Raw genomic sequence first — 26,585 nt, 5'->3', positions numbered from 1 at the left:
CCCGCCCCCTTTTTACCCCTGTCAGTAGCCTAGTGACAATCCGGTATTGCGTCGTGGATCGTTGGCACCGTAGAAGCGGTTTTTGCCCACTGGCTTACCGCCCAGCGACGGCGCGCCGACCAGGATCGCGGCGATGTGGTTGGCGTCCTGCGGCCCGGCGAACTTGTGGCCCCAGCTCTCGAGGAGCTTCTTCGTATCGGGGCTGGCCGCGAAGTCTTCGAGGTTGGTTTCCTCAGGCATCCATTGCTGGTGGAAACGCGGCGCGTCAACCGCTTCCTGCAGGCCCATGCCATAGTCGATGACGTTGAGCATGGTCAGCAAGGTCGCAGTGATGATGCGGCTGCCACCCGGCGTACCGACCACCATCACCACTTTGCCGTCCTTGGTGACGATGGTCGGGCTCATCGACGACAGCGGAGTTTTGCCCGGAGCGATGGCATTGGCCTCGCCCTGCACCAGACCGTACATGTTCGGCACGCCGACCTTGGAGGTGAAGTCGTCCATTTCGTCGTTAAGGATCACCCCGGTCTTGCTCGCCATCACCCCGGCGCCGAACCAGTCGTTGAGGGTGTAGGTCACTGACACTGCGTTGCCCCACTTGTCGACGATCGAATAGTGCGTGGTGTTGTTGCCTTCATGGGGCGCGACGCCGGGTTTCAGTTCGGCGGAGATCCCGGCCTTCTGCGGCTGGATAGCGTTGCGTAGCTTGGTCGCGTAGTTCTTGTCCAGCAGATGCTCGATCGGGTTCTTCACAAAATCCGGGTCGCCCAGATAGCTGTTGCGATCAACATAGGCATGGCGCATCGCTTCGATCTGGTAGTGCATGCCCTGGGCCGAATGGAAGCCGAAGTCCTTCATCGGATAGCCTTCGAGAATGTTCATGATCTCGCAGATCACCACCCCGCCGGAGCTTGGCGGTGGCGCCGAAACCACGTGGTAGCCGCGGTAATCGCACTCCACCGGGGCCAGTTCGCGGGTCTTGTATTTGTCGAGGTCGGCCTGGGTGATGATGCCCTTGTTGGCCTGACTGGAGGTGACAATGGCGTCGGCCACCCAGCCCTTATAGAAACCGTCAGCGCCTTTTTCCGAAATGGTGCGCAGGGTTTTCGCCAGATCCTTCTGCACCAGTTTCTGCCCGACCTGCATCGGTTCGCCGTTGTGCAGGAAGATCGAGCCGGAATCACGCATGTCCTTCTTGAATACATCGGTGGCGTAGTCCAGCAAATCGACGTCGCCCTGCTCCAGTTCGAAACCGTCTTCCGCCAGTTTGATCGCCGGGGCGATCATGTCCTTGCGCGGCTTGGTCCCGTACTTGCTCAGCGCCAGCTCCATGCCCGACACGGTGCCGGGCACCGCCACGGCGAGGTGACCGCGGGTGCTCAGGTCCGGGACGACGTTGCCGTCCTTGTCCAGGTACATGTTGGCGGTCGCCGCCAGCGGGGCTTTTTCGCGGAAGTCGAGGAAGGTCTTGCGCCCGTCCGCCAGTTGAATGGTCATGAAACCGCCACCGCCGAGGTTGCCTGCCGCGGGATACACCACCGCCAGCGCATAGCCCACAGCGACTGCCGCATCCACCGCATTACCGCCGCTTTTCAACACCTCGACGCCGACATGGGAGGCCAGATGTTGAGCGGTGACCACCATGCCGTTCTCGGCGGCAACCGGGGCCACGGAAGCGGCCTGGGCCATCAGGCAGCTCAGTGCCAGCGAAGTCGCGATCAGCGTTTTGGCCAAAGGTTCGTACTTCATGAGTCGATCTCTTTTTTGTTTTTGGGTTCTGTGCAGAGCAGAAGGGAACGCTGCAAAAGCACCAAGCAGTATGGTCGCTATTGCGATTTGCGCCTCCCCGATCAGCCAGTATGCTGGACGCCTTCGCCACGCTGATCCGGAGTTCTGCCCATGCCCTACACGTTCATCACCCTGCCCTCACCGGTCGGCGAACTGAAGCTGGTTGCGAACGACGCACGACTGGCGGCCATCCTCTGGGAAAACGACAAACCGGGCCGGGTGCGTCTTGGTCCGATGAGCGCAGCACCGGACAATCCGCTGCTGCAACGAACCGCACAGCAGCTTGAGGAATACTTTGCCGGCAAGCGTGATCGCTTCGACCTGGCGCTGGATTTTGTCGGCACCGATTTTCAGAAAAAGGTCTGGGCAGCGTTGCTGACCATTCCGTTTGGCGAAACCCGTACCTACAGCCAGATCGCCGAGCAGATCGGTCACCCGACAGCCGTGCGTGCGGTCGGAGCGGCGAATGGGCGCAATCCGATTTCGATTGTGGCGCCGTGCCATCGGGTGATTGGCGCGTCGGGGAAGTTGACCGGATTTGCGGGTGGGCTTGAGGCCAAAGAGCGGTTGCTGGTGTTGGAGGGTGGTAACTGGTCGGCGGTGGGCAGAACTGGGGATTTGTTTTAGAAGATCAAAAGATCGCAGCCTGCGGCAGCTCCTACATGAGAATGCGTTCCCTGTAGGAGCTGCCGCAGGCTGCGATCTTTGCTTTATCGGACAAACAGGTTATTCATCGCCGCATACTGCAACAGCATGATGGTCTTGGCATCGCAGATCTCGCCACGGTGGAACGCCGCCAGTGCCTCATCGAAGCGCCACTCCAGCACGTCCAGTTCTTCGGTTTCTTCTTCCAGGCCGCCGCCCTCACTGACCTTCGATTTCGCGTCGTACTCGGCAATGAAAAAGTGCAGTTTCTCGGTCACCGAACCGGGGCTCATGTAAGCCTCGAACACCTTCTTCACGTCGTGCACGCGGTAGCCGGTTTCCTCTTCGGCCTCGTCGCGGATCCGCTGCTCCGGTGCCGCACCTTCCAGCAGACCTGCCGCCACTTCGATCAACAAGCCGTCGTGGCCGTTGACGAATACCGGCAAACGGAATTGGCGCGTCAGCACCACGGTGCGCTGTTCGCGGTTGAACAACAGGATCGCCGCACCATTGCCCCGGTCGTAGACCTCGCGCGTCTGCCGCTGCCAGTCGCCGTTGTTGCGCAGGTAGTCAAAGGTAATCTTCTTCAACAGGTACCAGTCGTGGGACAACACCTGAGTGTCGACGATGTTGACCCGCTCGGCTGTCTTGATCATGACGCCTGATCCTTTGTCATCGGAAAACGCCCATAGTCGATTAATCGCGCCCACAAAAAAAGCCCGGCAGCGCTACCGGGCTTCTTTACTTGCGATTAACGGGCGATGCGCGACAACGCATCATCCGTTTCCTGCGCCGCTGTTCGAGCGCTGTGAATCAGCGGTCCATAACGCCGGCTGAACTCCCAGTTGTACGGCAGGCGATCCTTGCTGACGCCGTTGTCCCAGTTTACCGACCAGGTCATCAGGCCCTTGATCGGCAGCCCTTTGATCGCCAGACGTTTGAGCGCATTGCCGACGGCGGTGCTGTCGATCACATAACCGGTGGCAGCGGCATCGACGTTGGCCGGTAGGCCGATGACGAATTTGTCCGCCGGGATTCTGATGAAGCCCCGGGTACCGGTCACCAGACTTTCGGTCAGGTAATAGAGGAAATCCTCTTTCAGCGCGTCGTTGTTCTGCGCGATCCACGCACCATTGCCATTGTTGGCTTCCGGCACCCAGACCCCGTCGCCGCCCTGGTTGTAGAACTGCGGTGCGATGAAGTCGTAGTAGCCTTCCAGCGCCTGCAGGTAACCGACGTATTTGCCGCTGGTGGTCAGGTACGGAAACTCCGGGGCCATGCTGATGATGAAATGCTTGCCCTGGCCTGCGTAGTGATCCTTGACCAGCTTCAGCGCGGCCGGTAACACGGTCTTGTTGGCAGCGAAATCAATCGCGCTCTGTTCAAGATCGATGTCCAGCCCGTCAAAGCCATAGGTTTCCACCAGACGGATGATTTCATTGGCTAGCGGCTGTTCCTGACCGGCACGCAATTCGATGTGCGCATCGGCGCCGCCCAGGGAGACCAGTACCGCCCGCCCCTGGCTGTTGAGCACGCCGACCTGGCGCCGGAACTCGGCATCGGAGACGTTGTACGGTTTGAAGGTCGGAATCCCGCTGCCCTTCATGAACGCCACCGCAACCACGTTGTACTCCTTGGGCACCGCCTCCAGAGCGATCTCGGCAAAGCGGCCCTGGCGGTAGCCGTCACTCGGACCGGCCGGCCAGTTGTGCCAGAAACCCATGAGAATTTTCTTGCCGGCGATGCTTGGCATCAGCGAGGCAGCGTCGGCGGCCTGACTGTGCATTAACGAAAAGTCGATATTTGACATGTTCTAATCCTTCAGAACCTGTGGGTTGAGCGTTACGCCATTATTTGAAGTCGACGTCGAACGCCTGATAGAACGCGTTACCGGTGTTGGCGACAATCCACATCAACACGATGACGTGACGACCCTTTTTGCTGGCCGGCAATTTCACCGAATGATTGACCTTGGCCTTCAATTCCCCCGGATAGCTGTAATAAGGCACCTGAGTGTAGAAGTCTTCGGCGAAAGGCTGCGCTTCGAGTTGTGCACGGGAAATACGCTGTTTCGGATCCCAGCCATCCTTGGTGATCAGCCAGCGATAACCACGGGTGGTGTGTGGCGCGGTGTATTCCCACTTCACTTCCAGCGTCTGGCCCGGGGTGACGCTGAGCAGCGGCCAGTTGAACGGACGGTTGAGCTTTTTGCTCATTTCCTCGTCGGTGAAGTTCACACAGTCACGGGCATCGGTCTTGCCACCGCTGAGAATGTAACCGTCGGCGGGTGGTGTGACGCTGTCGCTGTCACTGCCATAGGGCGCAGGAAAAGGTCCTGCCGTCAGCGCCGGGAAATTCTTGCCCCCTTCCATTTCGTTGACCTGCCAGGCACCGAGCAATCCTTGCTCGATGGCGACCGCACCGCGGCTGGCTGGAGAAGTAACGCGACCGTGTCGCAGTTGGGTTTGAGCTTGTGGTTGATTCATGTTTTTCACTCCGTTGATTTAAGAACTCTCCTGTCCGAGGAGAGGCCTTCAAGCTAACGGAGGTGTTTTTTTTGTCCATCGGCGGTTTTGTCGCAGGCAATCGGCGTATTGAGTGGAAAACGCCGCAAATACTGGATGAATATACAGTCAATTGCGACAACGCCCACCTGATGCATGGCTAAAGGCCTACACGCCGACACAGCAAAAACCCGCATTCATCAATCACTCCAGTTGTGCCTGATATTCCTTTTCGTATTGCCCGGCGAGCTGTTCCTTTTGCTTGTCGTCGAGCAACTTGCCGGCCATCTGGAAGAATTTCTGCTCCTCCTCCTTGAGATGGTGATGAACCTTGTCGGAAAGTTTTTTTGCGGTGGCCAGCCACGCCGGGCTGGACATCTCGGTCTCATCCAGTTCTTCCATCATCTCGTCCATTTCATGGTGTTCCGAGATCGCGTGACGACTGAGATCGACGCCGTTGTCGAACTCCATCAGCGGAATGTAGAAGTGGCGCTCTTCGGCGGTCTCATGAGCCTGCAGTTCGGCCTTGAGCTGTTTGTAGGCTTCGACCCGCTCCGGGGTGTCGCCGCTGGTTTCGACCAGAGCTTTGGCGTAATTGCGCTGACGGTCGTGGCTTTCGCGAAGGGCTTCGAAAATATTCATGGGGGGTCCTCATCAACCGCGTTCGAAATGACGCTGTAGAAGCTAGACCCCGACGCAACAGCGGCGGTTCCAAAGGGATGAGCAAGGACTTGGAAAGCGCCCGCCGGGCAGGATAGGCTGCGCGTTCACCTCACAAGGAAGTTGCGTATGACGTTGCGAATCGAGCTGTCACAGAACCCCACGGAAGAACAGCGCAAGGCTATCCTCGAGCCGTTGATTGCGTACAACGACGCCCAGACCGGGGGCTCCACGTCGGAACCGTTCGCCCTGCTGGTGCGCGATGAACACGACGCGATACTCGGCGGCTTGTATGGCCGGGTGATTTTCCAGTGGATGTACATCGAGTTGCTTTCGGTGCCGGAACAGGGGCGCGGCCAGGGTATTGGCTCGAGACTGATGACCATGGCCGAAGAGCTGGCCAACGAGAAGCGCTGCCTGGGCATCTGGCTGGATACCTTCGATTTTCAGGCGCCGGAGTTTTACAAGAAGTTGGGATTCAGCCAGTTTGGCGAGATCGTCGACTATCCGCCGGGGCATAGCAGGCACTATTTCCAGAAGCGCCTGAAGGGTTGAATCTCAAGAGCCCTTCGCGAGCAGGCTCGCTCCCACAATGGAATGCATTTCAAACAGTGGGAGCAAGCCTGCAGCCGCTCAGCGCAATATCAAAGACAGGTCGCCAACCCCGCCAAACGCCGCTTGGCGACAAAATCATCCTTCTGCACGTAGTAATTGAGCACCGTCCCCGACGCATCGCTGGTCACGTCGACAAACGATTCCGCCGAACGGGTATACACCGTCGAGCCGCCCTTCTTGCCCGGTTGCAGATACGCGCCGGCGTCCACGCCAAACACCGCCTCGTCCTGCCAGGCGAATTGCACGCACTGGGCCACGACTTTCTCTGGCTTGTCCGAGGTCAGAACCTTGTAAGGGGCTTTGGTGCGAGAATCGTCCATCACCGAACCCGCGCAGCCCGCCAGCACGGTCGCGGCCAGCGCTACCATCAGAATTCGCATTGCATTCGCTCATTCAGAAAAAAGCGGACTGTATCATCGCAACAGGCAAAATCGTTCTGCTTTACTGCATTTATCGCGCGACACACGCCGGCCGCTCCGGCACCCTAGGGTCATCAGCCTGACAAGGAATACACATGGCGCCCACCGACCAGCGACATGAGCAAGCCCTGAAACTGTTTCTCGACGCGCGCCCCGAATTGCGCGAAACCCTCGATCACCTCAACCCGCTGTTGGCCCAGGCCAAGGGCGAAACCCCGGCGCAGTATCGTGAGGAGCGCCTGCACGAAGCCTTCGAGGCTGAGGCGGAGAATCAAGGCCTGTTCGCTTGGGAACTGACCTTGCAGCTCACGGCGCAAACGCCCGAAGAGTACCAGGCTCAGCGCATGGAGGTGCACCGCGAAGTGGCGGAAATGGCCCACATGAGCTGGGCCGATTACTGCGATCTGTACGGGTTGGAACCTTAACCGCCGCTCAAGGATATCGTCACCGATGCTGCCCTCCACTTCGACTCACCGCGCCACGTCCGGGCATTTGCATCGGCAGAAATGGCGTGGCCGTATCGGTCTGGCACTGGTGGCCAGTCTGTCCGTGCTGGCAGGCATGACCGATGCTATCGGCTTCATGGCCAGTGGCGATTTCGTTTCCTTTATGAGCGGCAACACCACGCGACTGGCGGTGGCGATCAGTGACGGCGACCTCGGACTGACGCTGCGCCTGGTCATCCTCGTCGTCACGTTCGTGATCGGTAATGCCTTGGGCATCGTGATCGGTCGCCTCAGTGGTCGGCGCACACTGCCCTTGCTGCTGTGCATCGCCACCCTGCTGTGCTTCGCGGCCGCTTGGCCGTATGACACGCAACTGCCGGCGCTGCTGGCGGCGATCATCGCGATGGGCATGCTTAACGCGGCGGTCGAGGAAGTGAATGGTCTGCCGGTCGGTCTGACTTACGTGACCGGCGCGCTATCGCGCTTCGGCCGTGGACTCGGCCGCTGGATGCTCGGCGAACGCCGTAACGGCTGGCGGGTGCAACTGGTGCCATGGAGCGGGATGTTCATCGGCGCGATTCTCGGCGCGGTACTGGAACATCATTTCGGGCTTCGGGCGCTGTTCGCCAGCGGCTTGCTGGCGGCGGCGCTCGGTGTGCTGTCGCTGAGCATTCCGCGGCGTTGGCAACTGGGCTATATGCCCCGCTGATCGAGGCCTCACTCCCCCCTGTAGGAGCTGTCGAGTGAAACGAGGCTGCGATCTCTTGATCTTGCTTGTAAAGATCGAGAGATCGCAGCGTGCCGCAGCTCCTACATGGATTCGCACTATGACCGATAGCAGCAGGCGGACAGTTATTCCCGCGCAATCGGTGTGTGCAACTTGGGTTTCGCGGCTGCCTTCATAAAGCTTTATCATGGCCGCAGTTTTGCTGATCGAGTCCGTCATGAAGTTCGCCATTGCGCTGTTTTCCGCCGCCCATGCGCCCTCCTCGCGCCGTGCCCTGCTGTTTGCTCAGGCGGCGCTGGCTGGTGGGCATGAGATTGTCCGGTTGTTTTTCTATCAGGACGGCGTCTACAACGCCTCCGACGCGGTGGTCACCCCGCAGGACGAACTGGACCTGCCCAAACAGTGGCGTGCGTTCATCACCGAGCAACAACTGGACGGCGTGGTATGCATCGCCGCCGCCCTGCGTCGTGGCGTACTGAATGACGAAGAGGCCAGGCGTTATCAGCGTGATGCCGTTGCGGTCAGCGCACCGTGGGAGTTGTCCGGCCTCGGCCAGTTGCACGATGCGGTGCAGGACGCTGATCGACTGATCTGTTTCGGAGGTGCGTGAGATGGCCAAATCCCTGTTGATCATCAGCCGCCAGTCGCCATGGTCCGGCCCCGGCGCCCGCGAGGCGCTGGACATCGTGCTGGCCGGCGGCGCGTTCGATCTGCCGATCGGCCTGCTGTTTCTCGATGACGGCGTACTGCAATTGGCCGCCGGACAGAACGCCAAGGCCCTGCAACAGAAAGACCTCAGCGCCAACCTGCAGGCGCTGCCGATGTTCGGCGTTGAAGAACTGTTCTACTGCACCGACAGCGCCAGCGCCCGTGGCCTGAGCACGCTGTCGCTGGACGAAGCGCAGCCGCTCGGCGCCAGCGAAATCAGCGCCCTTATTGACCGTTACGACCAGGTGATCACCCTCTGATGTCGACTTTGCATGTGTTGTCTCATTCCCCGTTCGGCGACGAGCGCCTGAACAGTTGCCTGCGCGTGATCGGCGCTGCCGACGCCCTGCTGTTATCCGGTGACGCGGTGTATGCCCTGCAACCCGGCACCGCGCCATTCGCCACGCTGAACGAGCGCGGGGTCAAACTGTTCGCTCTCGCCGAAGACCTGCAGGCCCGCGCCATCGTTGCTCCCGACTGGGCCGAGGCCATCGACTATCCAGCGTTCGTCGAACTGTCGATCCGCCACGACAAGGTCAACAGCTGGCTATGAACTCGATGATTGTCGGCGCTCGCGCCATCGAACTGGACAAGGATGGCTTTCTGGTCGACCTCGACGACTGGTCCCCTGACGTCGCCAGCGCCCTTGCCGCTGCCGAGGACATCGAACTGACTGCCGAACACTGGGAAGTCCTCGAACTGCTGCGCAGCTTCTACGCGGAATTTCAGCTGTCGCCGGCCACCCGTCCGCTGATCAAATACACCGCACTCAAGCTCGGCCCGGACAAAGGCAACAGCCTGCACCTGAACCGACTGTTCAAAGGCACCCCAGCCAAACTCGCCGCGAAACTGGCGGGCCTGCCCAAACCGACGAATTGCCTATGACCGACTTTCCAGCGCTGACCCTCGAAACGCCCGCCGAGCACCCGTTCGCGCAGTTCGTGCGGATCCTTGGCAAGGGCAAACGCGGCGCCCGCGACCTGACCCGTGAAGAGGCCCGGGAAGCCATGGGCATGGTGCTCGACGACAAGGTCGAAGACACCCAACTCGGAGCCTTTCTGATGCTGCTGCGGCACAAGGAAGAAAGCGCCGAAGAAATGGCCGGTTTCACCGAAGCCTTGCGTGAACGCTTGCAGGCTCCAGCGTTGCACATCGATCTGGACTGGCCGACCTATGCCGGCAAGAAACGTCATCTGCCGTGGTACCTGCTGGCGGCCAAGTGCCTGGCGCAGAACGGCGTGCGCATTTTCATGCACGGCGGCGGCGCGCACACCGCCGGGCGTCTGTACACCGAACAGCTGCTTGGCGAGCTGAACATCCCGCTGTGCCGCACCTGGCAGCAGGTCGGCAACGCGCTGGACAACGGCGGCCTGGCATTCATGCCGCTAATGGACTGGGCGCCGCAGTTGCAGAAGATGATCGACCTGCGCAACACCATGGGCCTGCGCTCGCCGATCCATTCACTGGCACGGATTCTCAACCCGCTGCGCGCCCGTTGTGGCCTGCAAAGTATTTTTCATCCGGGCTATCAAGCGGTGCATCGCGAGGCCAGCGGTCTGCTCGGCGACACGGCGATCGTGGTCAAGGGCGACGGCGGCGAGATCGAGATCAACCCGGATGCCGACAGCCATCTGTACGGCACCAAGGGCGGCGAGAGCTGGGATGAAGAATGGCCGCAACTGTCGAGCCAGCGCCACGTCAAACCGGCCTCGCTGGACGTTGAACATCTCAAAGCGGTATGGCGTGGCGACGTGGTCGACAGCTATCCGCAAATGGCCCTGATCTCGACCATGGCCCTGGCCCTGCGTGGCCTCGGTCAAAGCCGCGAGCAAGCCTTTAAAATCGCCAAGCAATACTGGGACGCGCGCAACAAATCGATTTAACCGATCATAGACGCCCGATCTTTGCGCTTTTTGTTCGAACTCATCGGAATAGACTCGGCTCCAACGCTTATTGGATTCAGGAGTCTTGATCATGGGTTTACTCGTCGATGGCCACTGGCAGGACAAGTGGTATGAAAGCAGCAAGGACGGCGCGTTCCAGCGCGAACAGGCGCAACGTCGCCACTGGGTCACCGCTGACGGCCAGCCCGGGCCGAGCGGTGAAGGCGGTTTCGCCGCCGAAGCCGGGCGCTATCACCTTTATGTGTCCCTCGCCTGCCCGTGGGCGCACCGCACGCTGATTCTGCGCAAGCTCAAAGGTCTGGAAAGCCTGATCGACGTGTCCGTGGTCAGCTGGCTGATGCTGGAAAACGGCTGGACCTTCGACAAGGCCTTTGGCTCGACTGGCGACAAGCTCGATCACTTCGACTTCATGCACCAGCGCTACACCGCCGACACCCCGGACTACACCGGGCGCGTCACGGTGCCGGTGCTGTGGGACAAGAAACTCAAGCGCATTGTCAGCAACGAGTCGGCGGAAATCATCCGCATGTTGAACAGCGCCTTCGATGGCCTGACCGGTAACGAGCTGGACTTCTACCCGGCACCGTTACGTGGCGAGATTGATGCACTGAACGAGCGGATTTATCCGGCGGTGAACAACGGCGTGTATCGCGCCGGCTTCGCCACCTCGCAACAGGCTTATGAACAGGCCTTCGATGAAGTGTTTGCCGAGCTGGATAATCTGGAGCGAATACTGGGCGCCAATCGTTACCTGACCGGTGAATACCTGACCGAAGCCGACGTGCGTCTGTTCACCACGATGATTCGCTTCGATGCGGTGTACCACGGGCACTTCAAGTGCAATCTGCGGCGGATTGCCGATTACCCGAACCTGTCGAACTGGCTGCGTGAGCTGTATCAGTGGCCGGGGATTGGCGAGACCGTGGATTTTCAGCACATCAAGAATCACTACTACGGCAGCCACAAGACCATCAATCCCACGGGGATTGTGCCGAAGGGGCCAGAGCAGGATTTCAGTGTGGCGCATGACCGGGCGCGTTTGGCTGGCAAAGGAGTCTGGCGCAGGGGCTGATTGATTCGGCGTGTTTGAGGGCCTCTTCGCGAGCAGGCTCGCTCCCACGGGATTTGTGCACGACACAGATCCAAGGTGGGGGCGAGCCTGCTCGCGAATGAGGGCAACTCGGTCTTTTAGACTTGCGCCTGAGCACCCTCGAACCACGCCAGCTTCTCGCGCAGCTGCACCACTTCACCGACGATCACCAGCGTCGGCGCATGCACTTCATGCTCCGCCACCAGGCGTGGCAGGTCGGCCAGCGTGCCGGTGAAGACCCGCTGATTGACCGTCGTGCCCTGCTGGATCAACGCTGCCGGGGTGTCCGCGCGGCGACCGTGTTTGATCAACTGCTCGCAAATCACCGGCAAGCCCACCAGGCCCATGTAGAACACCAGCGTCTGCGCCGGGGCAACGAGGTCGGCCCATGGCAGATCGGTGGAACCGTCCTTCAAGTGACCGGTGACGAAGCGCACCGACTGCGCGTAATCGCGATGGGTCAGCGGAATCCCGGCATACGCCGCGCAACCGCTGGCCGCCGTGATCCCCGGCACCACCTGGAACGGAATGCCGTGGGCCGCCAGCTCTTCGATCTCTTCACCGCCGCGACCGAAGATGAACGGGTCACCGCCCTTCAAGCGCACCACGCGTTTGCCGGCCTTGGCCAGATCCACCAGTTGCTGGTTGATCTGATCCTGCGGCACTGCGTGATCAGAGCGACGCTTGCCGACATAGACGCGCTCGGCATCGCGACGGCACAGCTCAAGAATCGCCGGCGCGACCAAGCGGTCGTACAGCACCACGTCAGCTTGCTGCATCAAACGCAAGGCGCGGAAGGTCAGCAGGTCCGGATCACCCGGCCCGGCGCCCACCAGATACACCTCACCGGTGGTGATGTCCGCCTCGCCATCAATCTTGGCCTGCAACAGACGCTCGGCCTCGGCGCCCTGCCCGGCCAGTTGCCGGTCGGCAATCGGGCCTTGAAACACGTCTTCCCAGAACCCGCGACGCTGCTGCACATCGGGAAACAGGTTTTTCACCTGATTGCGAAAACGTGCGGCAAGACCGGCCAACTGGCCGTAAGTCGACGGAATCCAGGTTTCGATCTTGGCGCGAATCAGCCGCGCCAGCACTGGCGCATCGCCGCCGCTGGACACCGCGATGATCAGCGGCGAGCGATCGACGATCGCCGGGAAGATCACGCTGCACAACTGCGGCGCGTCAACCACATTGACCGGCACGCAACGCCGATGGGCATCGCTGGAGACTCGGGCGTTGAGCGTTTCATCGTCGGTGGCGGCGATGATCAGGCCGCAGCCGTCCAGATCCGCTTCCACATAACCACGCAACAGGCATTCACCACCGCTGGCAGTGACCAGTTCGCGCAGTTGCGCTTCGATTTCAGGTGCGACCACCCGCAGCAGCGCACCGGCATCGGCCAGCAGGCGGGATTTGCGCAAGGCAATTTCCCCCCCACCGACCACCAACACACGACTGCCGCGCAGGTTGTGAAACAGCGGCAGATATTTCATTTAGCCGATGACCTCAAGGCCACCCATGTACGGTTTCAGTACGTCCGGCACGCGGATCGAACCGTCGGCCTGCTGGTAGTTTTCCAGCACGGCAACCAGAGTACGACCGACCGCCAGACCGGAACCGTTCAGGGTGTGTACCAGTTCAGGCTTGCCGGTTTCCGGGTTACGGAAACGCGCTTGCATACGGCGGGCCTGGAAGTCGCCGCAGTTGGAGCACGAGGAAATTTCGCGGTACTTGTCCTGGCTTGGAATCCACACTTCCAGGTCGTAGGTCTTCACGGCGCTGAAGCCCATGTCGCCGGTGCACAGCGCCAGGGTGCGATAAGGCAGGCCCAGCAGTTGCAGGACTTTTTCGGCGTTGGCGGTCAGGCCTTCCAGCGCTTCCATCGAGGTCGACGGCTCGACGATCTGGACCATCTCGACTTTGTCGAACTGGTGCTGACGGATCATCCCGCGAGTGTCACGACCCGATGCGCCGGCTTCGCTGCGGAAGCACGGGGTGTGCGCGACGAACTTGATCGGCAGCAGTTTCGAATCGACGATTTCACCGGCCACGATGTTGGTCAGCGACACTTCGGCAGTCGGGATCAGGTACAGATCGGCTTCGCCTTCGCGAGCGATCTTGAACAGGTCTTCTTCGAACTTCGGCAGTTGACCGGTGCCTTGCAGCGCCGGGGCCTGAACCAGATAAGGCGTGTAGGCCTCTTCGTAGCCATGCTCGTTGACGTGCAGGTTGATCATGAACTGCGCCAGGGCGCGATGCAGGCGAGCAATCGGGCCACGCAACAAGGCGAAACGGGCGCCAGAGAGCTTGGCGGCGGTTTCAAAGTCCAGCCAGCCGAACTTCTCGCCCAGTGCAACGTGGTCTTTCACTTCAAAATCGAACTGGGTCGGCGTGCCCCAGCGGCGCACTTCGACGTTGTCGTCTTCATCTTTACCGACCGGTACCGATTCGTGCGGCAGATTGGGGATACCCAGCAGGATCGAGTCCAGTTCGGTCTGGATCGCGTCCAGCTCGACTTTACCGGCACTCAGCTCGCCCGCCATGCGCTCGACGTCCGCCATCAGCGGCGCGATGTCTTCGCCGCGCTGCTTGGCCTGACCGATGGATTTGGAACGCGCGTTACGCTCAGCCTGCAGTGCTTCGGTGCGGGTCTGGACGGTCTTGCGCTGTTCTTCCAGCGCTTCGATGCGCGCGGTATCCAGGGCAAAGCCACGGGAAGCCAGGCGGTCCGCTACGTCCTGAAGGTTGCTACGTAACAGTTTGGAATCGAGCATGTCGGTTTCTCGTTATCAAAGTTTGGTCAGGGACAGGCCGGCCCACGTCGCGAGCAGCCCGCCGAATACGCTGATCGCCGCATAGCCCAAGGCCAGCGGCACTTGCCCGCTTTCCAGCAGGCGCACCGTATCCAGTGAAAAGGATGAAAAAGTCGTCAGCCCCCCGAGGAAGCCGACCATCAACCCGGCACGCACCTCGATCGGCACCTCCGGGCGTATCAAAAACAGGCCGTACAACACGCCAATCAGCAGACAGCCCACGATATTAACGGCCAGCGTCGCGGTATAGAAGTGCCGCGGCCAATTGGCATTGACCCAATTAGCGGTGGCGAAGCGCAACAGCGTGCCGGCGATTCCGCCGACGGAGACCGCAACAATCAATGGAAGCACTATTTTCTCCGCTGTCTTGGGCTTAAACGGTCGAGTTGCGCGAGATGGTTGAGCTTCTCGCCGATCTTCAATTCCAGGCCACGGGGCACCGGTTGATAGAACGGAATGGGGTCGAGCTCTTCCGGGAAATAATCTTCGCCGGCGGCATACGCGTCCGGTTCGTCGTGGGCGTAGCGGTATTCGTCGCCATAGCCCAATTGCTTCATCAGTTTGGTCGGCGCATTGCGCAAGTGCAGCGGCACTTCCAGCGAACCGTACTCGGCAGCCGCGCGCAGCGCGGTCTTGAAGCCCATGTACACCGCGTTGCTTTTCGGCGCACAGGCGAGATAGGTGATGGCCTGGGCCACCGCCAGTTCGCCTTCCGGGCTACCAAGACGCTCCTGCACTTCCCACGCCGCCAGGCACAGGCTCAGCGCGCGCGGATCGGCGTTGCCAATGTCTTCGCTGGCCATACGCACCACGCGTCGCGCCAGGTACAACGGATCGCAGCCGCCGTCGATCATCCGCGCGAACCAGTACAGCGCGCCGTCGGGGTTGGAGCCGCGTACCGATTTGTGCAGCGCGGAGATCTGGTCGTAGAACGCTTCGCCGCCCTTGTCGAAGCGCCGTCGGGTGTCGCCGAGCAGGCTTTGCAGCAGCTCGGTGCCCATCTCGCTGTTGTCTTCGGCCAGGTCCGAGGCGTTCTCCAGCAGATTGAGCAGGCGCCGGCCATCGCCATCGGCGGCCGACAGCAGCATCTGGAAGCCTTCATCGCTGAGGGTCAGGTTGCGCTTGCCCAGGCCACGCTCTTCGGTGAGCGCGCGGTGCACCAGTTTGCGCAGTGCCGTCTCGTCGAGGCTTTTCAGCACATAGACGCGGGCCCGCGACAACAGCGCGTTGTTCAATTCAAATGAAGGGTTTTCGGTGGTGGCACCGATGAAAATCAGCGTGCCGTCTTCGACGTACGGCAGGAACGCATCCTGCTGCGATTTGTTGAAGCGGTGCACTTCATCGACGAACAGGATCGTGCGCTTGCCGTACTGGCCGGCCTGCTGCTTGGCGATTTCCACCGCCTGACGGATTTCCTTGACCCCGGCGAGCACTGCCGACACCGTTTCGAAATGCGCGTCCGAGACTTCCGCGAGCAAGCGCGCCAGGGTGGTCTTGCCCACACCCGGCGGCCCCCAGAAGATCATCGAATGCAGGGCACCCTGCTCCAGCGCCTCACGCAGAGGCTTGCCGCGAGCGAGCACGTGCTCCTGACCGACATACTCATCCAGATTGGTCGCGCGCAAACGCGCGGCCAGCGGCTGGGCAATCGGTGCACTGCGAAACAGATCCATCACGTAGCGTTGAAACCTCTGATTGTCTGAAACCTTTTGGAATACCTGTGGACACCTGTTGGTGACCCTGTGGTGAGGGGATTTATCCCCGATGGACTACGCAGCAGTCACCTTTTTTGGGGCTGCTTTGCAGCCCATCGGGGATAAATCCCCTCGCCACAAAAGCTCCAAGCCACAAGAACCCGACCCGGGGTCCGGGGTTTATTCCTGGATAACGTCAGCACCCTTCGGGATGTCGAACTTGAACTTCGACGCCGGCACCGCTTCGTTGGCCTTGACCCCGGTGAACAGAATATTGGTGCGCTGACCAACGCTGTCGATCAGTTGCATGTCATTGACCAGGCCGTTGCGGAACGACAGACGCAGACTGTCGAACAGGGTGTCCTTGGTCTTCGGCTTGAGGGTGAAGTCGATCACGCCGCCCGCCTCTTTGGCACTGATCTCAAAGCTCTGGCTGATCTTCGACACGTCACCGGAGAGCAGCAGCGCCGGGGTTTGAGTCAGACGCTCGTCGAGCTTCTTGATGGTCGCCTGCTCCAGATCCGGATCCCACAGGGTGACCTTCTTGCCGTCGGAAACCATGGTCTGCTCGTTTGGCGCTTCGGTGTGCCAGTAGAACAGGCCCGGACGCTGCAGGACCATATCACCGCGAGTTTCCTGCAACTGGGTGCCGCTACCATCGAGGGTCAGTTGGGAGAAGTTCGCGGTCAGGGTTTTCGATGTTTCCAGCAATTGAGTCAGACGCGCCACGTCCTTGTCATCGGCGTGGGCCGTGAGCGTGGTCAGCGCCAGTACTGGCAACAGCATGCGGATAAGACGCATGGGAGTCCTCTTGAATACTCGTTGGGAGAGCGGCGGCACATCATTGTCCCGCCTCTTGCTTGGCAATCAGTCGCGAACCGGGCCGGGGGCCAGAACTTCACGCGAACCGTTGGTGTTCATTGAGGTCACGACCCCCGCCATTTCCATGGCTTCGATCATGCGCGCAGCGCGGTTGTAACCGATCTTCAGCTTGCGCTGTACCGCAGAAATCGACGCCCGGCGGCTTTCCAGCACGAACTGCACGGCTTCGTCGTACAGCGCGTCGGTCTCGGCATCATCACCGTCGCCACCACCGCTGCTGCCTTCAAAACCGCTGCCCGCCTCTTCGACACCGTTGAGGATGTCATCGTTGTATTCCGGTGCGCCACGCAGTTTCCAGGCTTCCACCACGCGGTGTACTTCATCGTCGGAAACGAACGCACCGTGCACCCGGATCGGCAGGCTGGTGCCCGGCGGCATGTAAAGCATGTCACCGTGACCCAGCAGTTGCTCGGCGCCACCCTGGTCGATGATGGTCCGCGAGTCGATCTTGCTCGACACCTGGAACGCCATCCGGGTCGGAATGTTGGCCTTGATCAGACCGGTGATCACGTCCACCGACGGCCGCTGTGTCGCGAGGATCAAGTGGATACCGGCAGCACGCGCCTTCTGCGCGATACGGGCGATCAGTTCTTCAACCTTCTTGCCGACGATCATCATCATGTCGGCGAATTCGTCCACCACCACGACGATGGTCGGCAGCTTCTGCAGCAGCGGCGCTTCGTCGTGGATGCTCTCGCGCTTGTACAGCGGATCGCTCAACGGCTCGCCGGCGTCCTGGGCTTCCTTGACCTTGGCGTTGAAGCCGGACAGGTTACGCACGCCCATCTTCGCCATCAGCTTGTAGCGGCGTTCCATTTCGGCAACGCTCCAGCGCAGGGCGTTGGCGGCGTCCTTCATGTCGGTCACTACCGGGCACAGCAGGTGCGGAATGCCTTCGTAGATCGACAGCTCGAGCATTTTCGGGTCGATCATGATCAGTTTGGCGTCATCCGGGCCGGACTTGAACAGGATCGACAGGATCATCGCGTTCACGCCCACCGACTTACCGGAACCGGTGGTACCGGCCACCAGCAGGTGCGGCATCTTGGCCAGGTCGGTGATGACCGGCTTGCCGCCAATGTCGTGGCCGAGGGCCAAGGTGACCGGCGACTTGAAGTTGTCGTACTCGGGGGTCGACAGCACTTCGGAGAAGCGCACGATCTGCCGGTCTTCGTTGGGAATTTCGATACCGACCGTGGTCTTGCCCGGAATCACCTCGACCACGCGCACGCTGGTCACCGCCAGCGAACGTGCGAGGTCTTTGGCCAGGTTGGCGATACGGCTGACCTTGACGCCAGCGGCAGGCTGGATTTCGTAACGGGTAATCACCGGGCCCGGATGGATCGAATCCACGGTGACTTCGACGCCGAACTCCTTGAGCTTGATCTCCAGCAAGTGGCCGACGGCAGCCAGGGATTCCGGCGAATAATTGAGTTGTTTCTTTTCCGCCGGATCGAGAATCGAGATCGGTGGCAAAGTACCTTCCACGGCGCTGTCGACGAACAACGGCACCTGTTTCTCTTTCTGCACGCGCTTGCTTGGCTCCGGTGCTTTGACCGGGGCCGGGGCGATGACCGGCGGCACCTGCTTCTCGCGGTCCGACATGTGCTTGCTCAAGGCCTGCTCGCGTTCGATCAGGCGCTCCTTGACCTTGGCCTGTTCACGCTTGTCGGTAACGGTCGGCGCCACGACGTCGTGGACGCGGTCATCGACTTCACGCAACTGCGCGACCAATTGCTTGCGCTCGGTACGGGCCGACCACCAGCGGTTGATCGCGCCCTGAAACAGTTCGAACAGGTCGAGGGTGATCTTCCCGGTGACGTCCATCACCTTGAACCACGACAGGTCGGTGAACACCGTCAGGCCAAACAGGAACAACGCGATGAACAGCAGCGTGCTGCCCTGGATATTCAGGGCGTTGCGCGCCAGGTCACCGAGACTTTCGCCCAGCGCCCCGCCCGCACCCGCCGGCAGACCGGTGGCGGCATGAAAATGGATATGCGCCAGCGCAGCGCCGGACAGCACCAGAAACACCAGACCGATCAGGCGCCAGGAGAACAGCCAGCCACTCCACTGCCAGGGTTCGTGGCGTTGACGGAAGATTTGATACGCCTTGATCGCCAGCAGCAACGGGAAAATGTACGCGAAATAACCCAGCACCATGAACAGGATGTCAGCGCTGTAGGAACCGGCGGGGCCGCCGAAGTTCTGCACGTCGTCGATCTTGCTGTTGTGGCTCCAGCCCGGATCGTCCTTGCCGTAGGTCAGCAGGGCCATCATCAGGAACAGGCACAAGGCACCGATGGCGATCAATGCACCTTCCTTGAGCCGGTAGTGCAATTGCTGGCGCCAGAGCGGAACGACTGTTTTTGGTGCTGCGGTGGATTTCTTCAAAACGCTTCTTTTCCTGCGCCCAAGGCGCGTCCATCTATTGAATGACGATAAAAAACTGCCCAATCCAGGCAGGTAAAAAAGTGAACCGGCGCATCTGAGACTACTTTTAACACTGTGCCGCAGCTTTTATAAACACAGCTATAAACACAGCGCTCTACAAATATTCTGTAACAGCCCGGCATTGTACGGGTTTGCGCGGCTGATGCCATGCTTCAAACCCCTTAGCTGAGCATAGCCAACCGCACAAATCCTGCGGTTCAATTTGAGCATGCATTGTCTTTTGTGACAAAGGCTTATGAGGTGTATTTGATGAACGCAGCGAAGCATTCACGCCTGATCATTCTTGGCTCCGGCCCTGCCGGCTACAGCGCCGCCGTATACGCCGCCCGCGCCAACCTCAAACCGGTGGTCATTACCGGGTTGCAGGCCGGTGGCCAGCTCACCACCACCGTCGAAGTCGACAATTGGCCCGGCGACGTCGAAGGCCTCACCGGCCCGGTACTGATGGAGCGCATGCAGAGACACGCCGAACGCTTTGCCACCGAGATCGTTTACGACCACATCCACACCGCCAAGTTGCAGCAGCGCCCGTTCGAGCTCATCGGCGACAGCGGCACTTATACCTGCGACGCCCTGATCATCGCCACCGGCGCTTCAGCGCAGTATCTGGGACTGCCCTCGGAAGAAGCCTTCGCCGGCAAAGGCGTCTCGGCCTGCGCGACCTGCGATGGCTTTTTCTATCGCAATCAGGTGGTCGCCGTGGTGGGCGGCGGCAACACTGCCGTCGAGGAAGCCCTGTACCTGTCGAACATTGCCAGAGAGGTGCACTTGATCCATCGCCGCGACAAGTTGCGCTCGGAGAAAATTCTCCAGGACAAACTGTTCGAAAAAGCCGCCAACGGCAACGTTCACCTGCACTGGAACCAGAATCTGGACGAAGTGCTGGGCGATGCCAGCGGTGTGACCGGCGCGCGCCTGCGTGACAGCCACACCGGGCAGACCCGCGAACTGGCCCTGGCCGGCGTGTTCATCGCCATCGGCCACAAACCCAACACCGACCTGTTTCAGGGCCAGTTGCCAATGCGCGACGGCTATCTGCTGGTCAAGGGCGGCAGCGACAGCGACGCCACCTCCACCGAGATCCCCGGCGTCTTCGCCGCTGGCGATGTGGCCGACCATGTCTACCGCCAAGCGGTGACCTCGGCCGGTGCCGGTTGCATGGCGGCACTGGACGCGGAGAAGTATCTGGACGACATTCCTGTCATTTAACGGCACACTTTATCGCGGGCCTCGCACCCGCACCGCCCTCCCCTTCTGCAAGCCTGGACGCCATGCTGACTTGGTTACAACGCAATTCCCTGACTTTCCCGCCCCTGGAAAAGGCCATGCGCGATCCCAATGGATTGCTGGCCGCCGGTGGCGACCTGTCCGCCGATCGCCTGGTACAGGCTTACCGGCACGGCTGTTTTCCATGGTTTTCCGAGGGCCAGCCAATCCTCTGGTGGTCGCCGGATCCGCGCACCGTTCTGTTTCCCGACGAACTGCATGTCTCGCGCAGCCTCGCCAAGCTGCTGCGCAAGCAACGCTACCAGGTGACCTTCGATCGGGATTTCTCAGCCGTGATTCGCGCCTGCGCCGCGCCTCGGGACTACGCCGATGGCACCTGGATTACCGAAGCGATGCAGGACGCCTACCTCGAACTGCACCGCCGCGGCTTCGCCCACTCGGTCGAGGTCTGGGATCAGGGCCAACTGGTCGGCGGCCTGTATGGCCTGGCGATGGGTCAGCTATTTTTCGGCGAATCGATGTTCAGCCGCGCCGACAACGCCTCCAAATATGGCTTTGCCACGCTGGTGCAGCATCTGAAAGAAGCGGGATTCGTTCTGATTGATTGCCAGATGCCGACCGATCATCTGCACAGCCTCGGCGCCCGGGCGATCCCCCGCCACGAATTCGCCAACTACCTGGCCCGCCACCTGGATCAATCCAGTCGCGCCACTTGGGTTTGCTGAGCGACTTTTGCGCGCGTGGCTTACACTTAATTCACCAGCTTATCCCGAGGGTTGATCATGACCGAGTTGGCGCGCTTGAAGTTCTATGCCACTCAGCCTCATTCCTGCAGTTATCTGCCCGAGGAGCAGGCGACGACGCTGTTTCTCGACCCGAGTCAGCCCATGGATGTGCACGTCTACGCAGACCTGTCGGAAATGGGCTTTCGCCGCAGCGGCGACCATCTGTATCGGCCCCATTGCCAGAATTGCAATGCGTGCGTGCCTGCACGCATCCCGGTGGCACAGTTCAACCCCAACCGCCAGCAGAAACGCATTTTCAAACGCAATGCCGATCTGCAGGTGCGCCCGGTAAAACCGCATTTCAGCGAAGAATATTTCGACCTGTACCAACGCTATATCGAACAGCGACACGCCGACGGCGACATGTACCCGCCAAGCCGCGACCAGTTCTCGACCTTTCTGGTGCGCGACCTGCCCTTCTCACGCTTCTATGAATTTCGACTCGACGGACGGTTACTCGCCGTTGCTGTGACCGATCTGCTGCCCAACGGCTTGTCGGCGGTCTACACCTTTTACGAACCTGGCGAGGAGCGCCGCAGCCTGGGGCGCTTCGCGATCCTGTGGCAAATCGCCGAAAGCCAGCGTCTGAGGCTGGAAGCGGTGTATCTCGGATACTGGATCAAGAACTGCAAAAAGATGAACTACAAGACCCAATATCGCCCCATCGAATTGCTGATCAATCAGCGCTGGGTAATCCTGAACTAATCGCGAGCCCTAAACCCCTTGGCTTGAACCCCCTTTTTCGGGCACAATGCACGCCGCTTTTGCCTGGCGCAGTTGCACCGGGCCATTCATTGGACACCGAGGGCTTTACTGCATGTCGAAAGAAGACAGCTTCGAAATGGAAGGCACTGTCGTCGACACCCTGCCCAACACCATGTTTCGTGTGGAGTTGGAAAATGGGCACGTCGTAACCGCGCATATCTCCGGCAAGATGCGCAAGAACTACATTCGTATTCTTACCGGTGACAAAGTGCGCGTCGAGCTGACGCCCTATGACTTGAGCAAAGGGCGCATCACTTACCGCGCTCGCTAATCAAGTCAATACAAGACGCCCGGTTTATACCGGGCGTTTTTGTTTGTCTGGGGTTTGGGGTTTGGGGTTTGGGGTGTATATCCGTTGCTGCGGTAACGGCCTCTTATGGTTTCGCTCTTACAGCGAGTCACCTTTTCCAGACGCCGAAAAGGTAACCCAAAAGGCTTTGCCCCGGCGTACGGCACTTCGCCGAGGCTCAGTGTTCCCTCGCTACGGTGCCCATCAGGGGGCATCGCCGACGGTTTGCTTCGCTGCACCTCCTCTCGATGTATGCGGCTTCGCCGCATGGCGCTGCGCGCCTTCCCCCTGATGGACACCTCCGCTCGGCCTGCCGAAGGGGCAAAAAATCAAAAGCCAAGTCAAGATCAAAAGCCAGAGCCAGATCAAAAGATCGCAGCCTTCGGCAGCTCCTACATGGGATTGGGTGTTTTCAGTGGGTGATTGGTCGGCTGTCAGGCCGCCATCGCTGGCAAGCCAGCTCCCACAGTGGGATCGGGTGTCATCAGTTAGAGATTGGTCGGCTGTCAGGCCGCCGTCGCTGGCAAGCCAGCTCCTACAACTTTATTCGTGCACATCCCATGCGGCGAAGCCGCCCCACTCAACACAATGAGCGTTAGCTCGAGTAAAGCTTTTGATCTCAGGGCCCGTCGGCAGGCTGAGTGGAGGGATTTATCCGGGGGTGGGAGCGCAGCGACCGTTTGGCGCAGCCAAACACAGCGAGAGGAGGTGCAGCGAAGCAAACCGTAGGCGCTGCCCCCGGATGAATCCCGCAGCGAAGGAACCCGAGCCTGAGCGAGGGCCGAACGTCAGGGTAAAGCCTTTTTGGTTACTTTTGAGGCGTTTGTCAAAAGTGACCCGCCGTAAGGGCGGAACCCTAAGCAGCCGTTACCGCAGCAACGGATATACACCCAAAAAAGATCAGACAACAAAAAAGGCGCCCGAAGGCGCCTTTCGCTTTACAACAGACCAACAACCGTCAGGCCATCTCAGCCGTAGTCTCGAAGTCAAACGTCAGCTCACCATCCTTGATGTCGATGTGTACCACACCGCCATGCTCGGCCAGCTCGCCAAACAGAATCTCCTCCGCCAGCGGACGCTTGATCTTGTCCTGGATCAGACGCGCCATCGGACGTGCGCCCATCGCCGAGTCGTAACCACCGGCCGCCAGCCAACTGCGCGCCGCATCGGTAACCTCCAGCAACACACGCTTGTCTTCCAGTTGCGCCTGCAGTTCGGTAAGGAACTTGTCCACCACACTTTTGATGACCTCATGGCTGAGGCGACCAAACTGGATAATGGTGTCCAGACGGTTACGGAACTCCGGCGTGAAGCTCTTCTTGATCACTTCCATCGCATCGGACGAGTGGTCCTGATGAGTGAAGCCGATCGAAGCCCGCGCTGCCGTCTCGGCGCCGGCGTTGGTGGTCATGATGATGATCACGTTGCGGAAGTCCGCCTTGCGCCCGTTGTTGTCGGTGAGCGTACCGTGGTCCATCACCTGCAGCAGCAGGTTGAAGACTTCCGGATGCGCCTTCTCGATTTCATCGAGCAGCAACACGCAGTGCGGCTGCTTGGTGATCGCTTCGGTCAACAGACCGCCCTGATCAAAGCCGACATAGCCTGGAGGCGCACCGATCAGACGCGATACGGTGTGGCGCTCCATGTACTCGGACATGTCGAAGCGCACCAGTTCGATCCCCAACGCCTTGGCCAGTTGCCGCGCAGCCTCGGTTTTGCCGACACCGGTTGGACCGGCAAACAGGAACGAACCCACTGGCTTGTCCGGCGACTTGAGGCCGGCGCGGGACAGCTTGATCGCGGTCGACAGCGAATCGATCGCCGCGTCCTGACCAAATACCGTCAGCTTCAGGTCACGCTCCAGATTGCGCAGCAGTTCCTTGTCGGAGCTGGTGACATGTTTCGGCGGAATCCGCGCGATTTTCGCCACGATGTCTTCAACCTGCGGCACGTCAATGCGCTTCACGCGCTTGTCGGCCGGCTGCAGACGCTGGTAGGCGCCCGCTTCGTCGATCACGTCGATGGCCTTGTCCGGCATGTGCCGGTCATTGATGTAACGCGATGCCAGCTCAGCAGCGGCGCGCAACGACTCATCGCTGTATTCGATGTTGTGGTGTTGCTCGAAACGCCCCTTCAGGCCGCGCAGGATACCGATGGTGTCTTCCACCGACGGCTCGACGACATCGACTTTCTGGAAGCGTCGTGCCAGCGCACGATCCTTCTCGAAGATGCCGCGAAATTCCTGGAACGTGGTCGAGCCGATGCAGCGAATGTCGCCAGACGACAGCAGCGGCTTGAGCAGGTTCGAGGCATCCATTACGCCACCGGACGCAGCGCCCGCACCGATGATGGTGTGAATCTCGTCGATGAACAGGATCGCCTGCGGACGTTTTTTCAGTTCATTGAGCAGCGCCTTGAAGCGCTTCTCGAAATCACCGCGATACTTGGTGCCTGCAAGCAGAGCGCCGAGGTCGAGCGAATAGACGACGCTATTGGCCAGCAAATCCGGCACCTGGTTGTCGACAATCCGCTTGGCCAGGCCTTCGGCAATCGCGGTTTTACCCACGCCCGCCTCGCCGACCAGCAGCGGATTGTTCTTGCGTCGACGCGCGAGGATCTGCGCGACACGCTCGACTTCCGTTTCGCGACCGACCAGCGGATCGATTCGACCCTGGCGCGCAAGTTCGTTGAGATTGCTGGCATAAGCATCCAGCGGATTGCCTGAAGAAGAAGACTCACCGCCCTCGTCGTCCTGCATATCTTGTTCACCTTCAGAGTGATCGCCATGCCCCGGCACCTTGGAGATGCCATGGGCGATATAGTTGACGACATCAATGCGCGCAACGCTCTGCTGTTTCAGCAGGAACACGGCCTGACTCTCTTGCTCACTGAAGATTGCAACCAGCACGTTGGCGCCAGTCACTTCGCGTTTGCCCGAGCTCTGTACATGAAAAACAGCACGTTGCAGTACACGCTGGAAGCCCAGGGTTGGCTGGGTTTCGCGATCTTCGTCATGGACGGGGATCAATGGCGTGGTTGAGTCGATGAACTCCTGCAGGTCGTGCTTGAGTTTGTCGAGGTTTGCGCCGCAGGCACGCAATACGGTGGCGGCAGCCTCATTGTCCAATAGGGCCAGCAGCAGGTGTTCGACGGTCATGAATTCATGACGCTTCGAACGAGCCTCCTTGAAGGCAAGATTGAGGGTGACTTCGAGCTCGCGGTTTAACATAGCTTCACCTCATACCCAAGTGGTCGGCGATTAACCGTCCTTCTCGATTTCACAGAGTAGCGGATGCTGGCTTTCCCTGGCGTACTGGTTGACCTGCATGGCCTTTGTCTCGGCGATGTCGCGGGTAAACACTCCACATACTGCCCGTCCTTCTGTGTGAACGGCCAGCATGACCTTGGTCGCCAGCTCGCGATTCAGGTTAAAAAACACCTCGAGCACTTCGACGACGAAATCCATCGGTGTGTAGTCATCGTTGAACAAAACCACCTTGTACATCGGCGGCGCCTGTAACGCAGGCTTTGCTTCCTGAACAGCAACGCCTGCCGAATCGTCGTCGTGCTCCTGTGGAAGATCCTTTTGGAGAAGCGGGCGATCCTGATTGAATGTTAGTCGAATCTGGCTGATTGCATGCATGGAAAGAAAGGTTCGTCAGTTGTGCAAATACAGTGGTGGGGGCGGCTGTACACCTTTTCAACTCCGACTGCCCGGTCACCTTGACTATCGGGAAAACGGTGTTACAACCAATAGAGCCCACAGTGGGTAAAAAAGATCCGCGGAGTCAATCTTTTTAACGGATTCGATTGCGGATGAATTGGATGATACTCCAGCGATGGAGACTGTTGCAGAGGGATTTGAGCATGGCTGTCGGCAAGGTGAAATGGTTCAACAATGCCAAGGGGTTCGGTTTCATTAACACCGACTCCCGCGAGGGGAAGGACGAGGACGGCAAGGACATCGATTTCTTTGCCCACTACTCCGCCATCAAGATGGACGGGTACAAAACCCTCAAAGCCGGGCAAACCGTCAAATTCGAGATCGTGCAAGGGCCCAAAGGCCTGCACGCCACAAATATTCAGAATGTCGAGGTCGCGAAAGATGCCGCCTCGACAGCCGCTCATCACCAATCCGTGACCAGCTGAAGCGACCCGAACACCTGCCAG

28 protein-coding genes and 1 pseudogene are annotated in these 26,585 nt (G+C 60.0%); 15 read left to right on the top strand and 14 right to left on the bottom strand.

All coding sequences use genetic code 11. The annotated features are described in order from the left end of the window. Window positions 1-21 precede the first annotated feature (21 nt). Complete coding sequence (ggt, locus tag ACYZUM_RS07325; protein WP_108182348.1) at window positions 22-1,749, bottom strand: gamma-glutamyltransferase; 1,728 nt, start codon at window positions 1,747-1,749, stop codon at window positions 22-24. A 150-nt stretch (window positions 1,750-1,899) separates the two neighbouring features. Here ggt and ACYZUM_RS07320 point away from each other — a divergent pair, with 150 nt between their 5' ends. Beyond that, the gene (locus ACYZUM_RS07320; RefSeq protein WP_108182347.1) at window positions 1,900-2,415 is read left to right on the top strand and encodes a methylated-DNA--[protein]-cysteine S-methyltransferase; all 516 of its coding nucleotides are present in this window, start codon (window positions 1,900-1,902) and stop codon (window positions 2,413-2,415) included. Between the two features lie 83 nt (window positions 2,416-2,498). Here ACYZUM_RS07320 and ACYZUM_RS07315 read toward each other — a convergent pair whose 3' ends face one another. The 4 genes and pseudogenes from ACYZUM_RS07315 to ACYZUM_RS07300 form a co-directional block, all read right to left on the bottom strand. Further along, window positions 2,499-3,089 carry an NUDIX domain-containing protein gene (locus tag ACYZUM_RS07315; RefSeq protein WP_108182346.1) on the bottom strand — a complete coding sequence of 197 codons (591 nt, stop codon included), beginning with the start codon at window positions 3,087-3,089 and terminating at the stop codon, window positions 2,499-2,501. A gap of 131 nt (window positions 3,090-3,220) precedes the next feature. After that, window positions 3,221-4,243: pseudogene (locus tag ACYZUM_RS07310) on the bottom strand (chitinase); the annotation flags it as partial. A gap of 40 nt (window positions 4,244-4,283) precedes the next feature. After that, window positions 4,284-4,919 carry a lytic polysaccharide monooxygenase auxiliary activity family 9 protein gene (locus ACYZUM_RS07305; RefSeq protein WP_108182344.1) on the bottom strand — a complete coding sequence of 212 codons (636 nt, stop codon included), beginning with the start codon at window positions 4,917-4,919 and terminating at the stop codon, window positions 4,284-4,286. A gap of 222 nt (window positions 4,920-5,141) precedes the next feature. Continuing rightward, window positions 5,142-5,579, bottom strand: a complete 438-nt coding sequence (locus tag ACYZUM_RS07300; RefSeq protein ID WP_041074240.1) for a hemerythrin domain-containing protein — start codon at window positions 5,577-5,579, stop codon at window positions 5,142-5,144. 147 nt (window positions 5,580-5,726) lie between these two features. Between ACYZUM_RS07300 and ACYZUM_RS07295 the strand changes: the two genes are divergently transcribed. Then, window positions 5,727-6,152, top strand: coding sequence for a GNAT family N-acetyltransferase (locus tag ACYZUM_RS07295; RefSeq protein ID WP_041074238.1), 426 nt, complete (start codon window positions 5,727-5,729; stop codon window positions 6,150-6,152). An 89-nt stretch (window positions 6,153-6,241) separates the two neighbouring features. Here ACYZUM_RS07295 and ACYZUM_RS07290 read toward each other — a convergent pair whose 3' ends face one another. Next, on the bottom strand, window positions 6,242-6,592 hold the full coding sequence (locus ACYZUM_RS07290) for a hypothetical protein (protein ID WP_041074236.1): 351 nt from the start codon (window positions 6,590-6,592) through the stop codon (window positions 6,242-6,244). A 134-nt stretch (window positions 6,593-6,726) separates the two neighbouring features. Here ACYZUM_RS07290 and ACYZUM_RS07285 point away from each other — a divergent pair, with 134 nt between their 5' ends. The 8 genes from ACYZUM_RS07285 (at window position 6,727) to ACYZUM_RS07250 (ending at window position 11,488) form a co-directional block, all read left to right on the top strand. Then, on the top strand, window positions 6,727-7,056 hold the full coding sequence (locus ACYZUM_RS07285) for a DUF6388 family protein (RefSeq protein WP_108182343.1): 330 nt from the start codon (window positions 6,727-6,729) through the stop codon (window positions 7,054-7,056). A 25-nt stretch (window positions 7,057-7,081) separates the two neighbouring features. Next, entirely contained in the window at window positions 7,082-7,786 is a 705-nt protein-coding gene (locus ACYZUM_RS07280) for a YoaK family protein (protein WP_041074232.1), read from the top strand. Window positions 7,787-8,021: 235 nt separating this feature from the next. Continuing rightward, the gene (gene tusD, locus ACYZUM_RS07275) at window positions 8,022-8,414 is read left to right on the top strand and encodes a sulfurtransferase complex subunit TusD (RefSeq protein WP_041074269.1); all 393 of its coding nucleotides are present in this window, start codon (window positions 8,022-8,024) and stop codon (window positions 8,412-8,414) included. 1 nt (window position 8,415) lies between these two features. Further along, window positions 8,416-8,772 (top strand): sulfurtransferase complex subunit TusC, encoded by a 357-nt coding sequence (gene tusC, locus ACYZUM_RS07270; RefSeq protein ID WP_041074231.1) that lies wholly within the window; start codon window positions 8,416-8,418, stop codon window positions 8,770-8,772. Beyond that, entirely contained in the window at window positions 8,772-9,065 is a 294-nt protein-coding gene (gene tusB, locus ACYZUM_RS07265; protein WP_108182342.1) for a sulfurtransferase complex subunit TusB, read from the top strand. The genes tusC and tusB overlap by 1 nt, the downstream gene beginning before the upstream one ends. Then, window positions 9,062-9,397, top strand: coding sequence for a TusE/DsrC/DsvC family sulfur relay protein (locus ACYZUM_RS07260; RefSeq protein WP_108182341.1), 336 nt, complete (start codon window positions 9,062-9,064; stop codon window positions 9,395-9,397). Before tusB ends, ACYZUM_RS07260 begins: the two co-directional genes overlap by 4 nt. Then, on the top strand, window positions 9,394-10,395 hold the full coding sequence (locus ACYZUM_RS07255; protein ID WP_108182340.1) for a glycosyl transferase family protein: 1,002 nt from the start codon (window positions 9,394-9,396) through the stop codon (window positions 10,393-10,395). Before ACYZUM_RS07260 ends, ACYZUM_RS07255 begins: the two co-directional genes overlap by 4 nt. Before the next feature lie 91 nt (window positions 10,396-10,486). Then, complete coding sequence (locus ACYZUM_RS07250) at window positions 10,487-11,488, top strand: glutathione S-transferase family protein (protein WP_142580031.1); 1,002 nt, start codon at window positions 10,487-10,489, stop codon at window positions 11,486-11,488. A 116-nt stretch (window positions 11,489-11,604) separates the two neighbouring features. Here the strand turns inward: ACYZUM_RS07250 and cysG are convergent, their stop codons facing one another. From cysG to ACYZUM_RS07220, 6 genes are all read right to left on the bottom strand, one after another. Further along, a complete protein-coding gene (gene cysG, locus ACYZUM_RS07245; RefSeq protein ID WP_108182338.1) occupies window positions 11,605-12,999 on the bottom strand; it encodes a siroheme synthase CysG in 1,395 nt (464 codons plus the stop codon). Then, window positions 13,000-14,280 carry a serine--tRNA ligase gene (serS, locus tag ACYZUM_RS07240; protein WP_003223852.1) on the bottom strand — a complete coding sequence of 427 codons (1,281 nt, stop codon included), beginning with the start codon at window positions 14,278-14,280 and terminating at the stop codon, window positions 13,000-13,002. A 15-nt stretch (window positions 14,281-14,295) separates the two neighbouring features. After that, the gene (gene crcB / locus ACYZUM_RS07235; protein WP_041074221.1) at window positions 14,296-14,670 is read right to left on the bottom strand and encodes a fluoride efflux transporter CrcB; all 375 of its coding nucleotides are present in this window, start codon (window positions 14,668-14,670) and stop codon (window positions 14,296-14,298) included. Then, a complete protein-coding gene (locus ACYZUM_RS07230; protein ID WP_108182337.1) occupies window positions 14,670-15,992 on the bottom strand; it encodes a replication-associated recombination protein A in 1,323 nt (440 codons plus the stop codon). Before ACYZUM_RS07230 ends, crcB begins: the two co-directional genes overlap by 1 nt. Window positions 15,993-16,193: 201 nt before the next feature. After that, window positions 16,194-16,814, bottom strand: a complete 621-nt coding sequence (gene lolA, locus ACYZUM_RS07225; protein WP_041074219.1) for an outer membrane lipoprotein periplasmic chaperone LolA — start codon at window positions 16,812-16,814, stop codon at window positions 16,194-16,196. Between the two features lie 66 nt (window positions 16,815-16,880). Further along, window positions 16,881-19,289, bottom strand: a complete 2,409-nt coding sequence (locus ACYZUM_RS07220) for a DNA translocase FtsK (protein WP_084234290.1) — start codon at window positions 19,287-19,289, stop codon at window positions 16,881-16,883. Between the two features lie 309 nt (window positions 19,290-19,598). Between ACYZUM_RS07220 and trxB the strand changes: the two genes are divergently transcribed. The 4 genes from trxB to infA all read left to right on the top strand — a co-directional run bounded on the left by trxB (window position 19,599) and on the right by infA (window position 22,397). After that, entirely contained in the window at window positions 19,599-20,558 is a 960-nt protein-coding gene (gene trxB, locus ACYZUM_RS07215; RefSeq protein ID WP_108182336.1) for a thioredoxin-disulfide reductase, read from the top strand. Between the two features lie 62 nt (window positions 20,559-20,620). Continuing rightward, window positions 20,621-21,301 (top strand): leucyl/phenylalanyl-tRNA--protein transferase, encoded by a 681-nt coding sequence (gene aat / locus ACYZUM_RS07210; RefSeq protein ID WP_108182335.1) that lies wholly within the window; start codon window positions 20,621-20,623, stop codon window positions 21,299-21,301. Window positions 21,302-21,358: 57 nt separating this feature from the next. Then, window positions 21,359-22,066, top strand: coding sequence for an arginyltransferase (locus ACYZUM_RS07205; protein ID WP_108182334.1), 708 nt, complete (start codon window positions 21,359-21,361; stop codon window positions 22,064-22,066). A gap of 112 nt (window positions 22,067-22,178) precedes the next feature. Next, window positions 22,179-22,397: a translation initiation factor IF-1 gene (gene infA, locus ACYZUM_RS07200; RefSeq protein ID WP_002553999.1), complete on the top strand. Its 219-nt coding sequence runs from the start codon at window positions 22,179-22,181 to the stop codon at window positions 22,395-22,397. 976 nt (window positions 22,398-23,373) lie between these two features. On the opposite strand, the gene clpA is transcribed toward infA, so the two are convergent. Continuing rightward, window positions 23,374-25,644 carry an ATP-dependent Clp protease ATP-binding subunit ClpA gene (gene clpA, locus ACYZUM_RS07195; RefSeq protein WP_041073244.1) on the bottom strand — a complete coding sequence of 757 codons (2,271 nt, stop codon included), beginning with the start codon at window positions 25,642-25,644 and terminating at the stop codon, window positions 23,374-23,376. 30 nt (window positions 25,645-25,674) lie between these two features. Continuing rightward, entirely contained in the window at window positions 25,675-26,058 is a 384-nt protein-coding gene (gene clpS / locus ACYZUM_RS07190; protein ID WP_011334948.1) for an ATP-dependent Clp protease adapter ClpS, read from the bottom strand. 224 nt (window positions 26,059-26,282) lie between these two features. On the opposite strand from clpS, the gene ACYZUM_RS07185 reads away from it, so the two are divergent. Beyond that, on the top strand, window positions 26,283-26,564 hold the full coding sequence (locus tag ACYZUM_RS07185) for a cold shock domain-containing protein (protein ID WP_108182333.1): 282 nt from the start codon (window positions 26,283-26,285) through the stop codon (window positions 26,562-26,564). The last annotated feature ends 21 nt before the right edge of the window (window positions 26,565-26,585 follow it).

The organism is Pseudomonas sp. m6p, from assembly GCF_055760375.1.
Note: the sequence above shows the minus strand (reverse complement) of the source record. Positions and strands in the feature narration are given on the sequence as shown.

Coding starts and splice junctions, on each gene's coding strand:
- ggt (WP_108182348.1), bottom strand. CDS start 1,749: ATGAAGTACGAACCTTTGGCCAAAACGCTGATCGCGACTTCGCTGGCA.
- ACYZUM_RS07320 (WP_108182347.1), top strand. CDS start 1,900: ATGCCCTACACGTTCATCACCCTGCCCTCACCGGTCGGCGAACTGAAG.
- ACYZUM_RS07315 (WP_108182346.1), bottom strand. CDS start 3,089: ATGATCAAGACAGCCGAGCGGGTCAACATCGTCGACACTCAGGTGTTG.
- ACYZUM_RS07305 (WP_108182344.1), bottom strand. CDS start 4,919: ATGAATCAACCACAAGCTCAAACCCAACTGCGACACGGTCGCGTTACT.
- ACYZUM_RS07300 (WP_041074240.1), bottom strand. CDS start 5,579: ATGAATATTTTCGAAGCCCTTCGCGAAAGCCACGACCGTCAGCGCAAT.
- ACYZUM_RS07295 (WP_041074238.1), top strand. CDS start 5,727: ATGACGTTGCGAATCGAGCTGTCACAGAACCCCACGGAAGAACAGCGC.
- ACYZUM_RS07290 (WP_041074236.1), bottom strand. CDS start 6,592: ATGCGAATTCTGATGGTAGCGCTGGCCGCGACCGTGCTGGCGGGCTGC.
- ACYZUM_RS07285 (WP_108182343.1), top strand. CDS start 6,727: ATGGCGCCCACCGACCAGCGACATGAGCAAGCCCTGAAACTGTTTCTC.
- ACYZUM_RS07280 (WP_041074232.1), top strand. CDS start 7,082: ATGCTGCCCTCCACTTCGACTCACCGCGCCACGTCCGGGCATTTGCAT.
- tusD (WP_041074269.1), top strand. CDS start 8,022: ATGAAGTTCGCCATTGCGCTGTTTTCCGCCGCCCATGCGCCCTCCTCG.
- tusC (WP_041074231.1), top strand. CDS start 8,416: ATGGCCAAATCCCTGTTGATCATCAGCCGCCAGTCGCCATGGTCCGGC.
- tusB (WP_108182342.1), top strand. CDS start 8,772: ATGTCGACTTTGCATGTGTTGTCTCATTCCCCGTTCGGCGACGAGCGC.
- ACYZUM_RS07260 (WP_108182341.1), top strand. CDS start 9,062: ATGAACTCGATGATTGTCGGCGCTCGCGCCATCGAACTGGACAAGGAT.
- ACYZUM_RS07255 (WP_108182340.1), top strand. CDS start 9,394: ATGACCGACTTTCCAGCGCTGACCCTCGAAACGCCCGCCGAGCACCCG.
- ACYZUM_RS07250 (WP_142580031.1), top strand. CDS start 10,487: ATGGGTTTACTCGTCGATGGCCACTGGCAGGACAAGTGGTATGAAAGC.
- cysG (WP_108182338.1), bottom strand. CDS start 12,999: ATGAAATATCTGCCGCTGTTTCACAACCTGCGCGGCAGTCGTGTGTTG.
- serS (WP_003223852.1), bottom strand. CDS start 14,280: ATGCTCGATTCCAAACTGTTACGTAGCAACCTTCAGGACGTAGCGGAC.
- ACYZUM_RS07230 (WP_108182337.1), bottom strand. CDS start 15,992: ATGGATCTGTTTCGCAGTGCACCGATTGCCCAGCCGCTGGCCGCGCGT.
- lolA (WP_041074219.1), bottom strand. CDS start 16,814: ATGCGTCTTATCCGCATGCTGTTGCCAGTACTGGCGCTGACCACGCTC.
- trxB (WP_108182336.1), top strand. CDS start 19,599: ATGAACGCAGCGAAGCATTCACGCCTGATCATTCTTGGCTCCGGCCCT.
- aat (WP_108182335.1), top strand. CDS start 20,621: ATGCTGACTTGGTTACAACGCAATTCCCTGACTTTCCCGCCCCTGGAA.
- ACYZUM_RS07205 (WP_108182334.1), top strand. CDS start 21,359: ATGACCGAGTTGGCGCGCTTGAAGTTCTATGCCACTCAGCCTCATTCC.
- infA (WP_002553999.1), top strand. CDS start 22,179: ATGTCGAAAGAAGACAGCTTCGAAATGGAAGGCACTGTCGTCGACACC.
- clpA (WP_041073244.1), bottom strand. CDS start 25,644: ATGTTAAACCGCGAGCTCGAAGTCACCCTCAATCTTGCCTTCAAGGAG.
- clpS (WP_011334948.1), bottom strand. CDS start 26,058: ATGCATGCAATCAGCCAGATTCGACTAACATTCAATCAGGATCGCCCG.
- ACYZUM_RS07185 (WP_108182333.1), top strand. CDS start 26,283: ATGGCTGTCGGCAAGGTGAAATGGTTCAACAATGCCAAGGGGTTCGGT.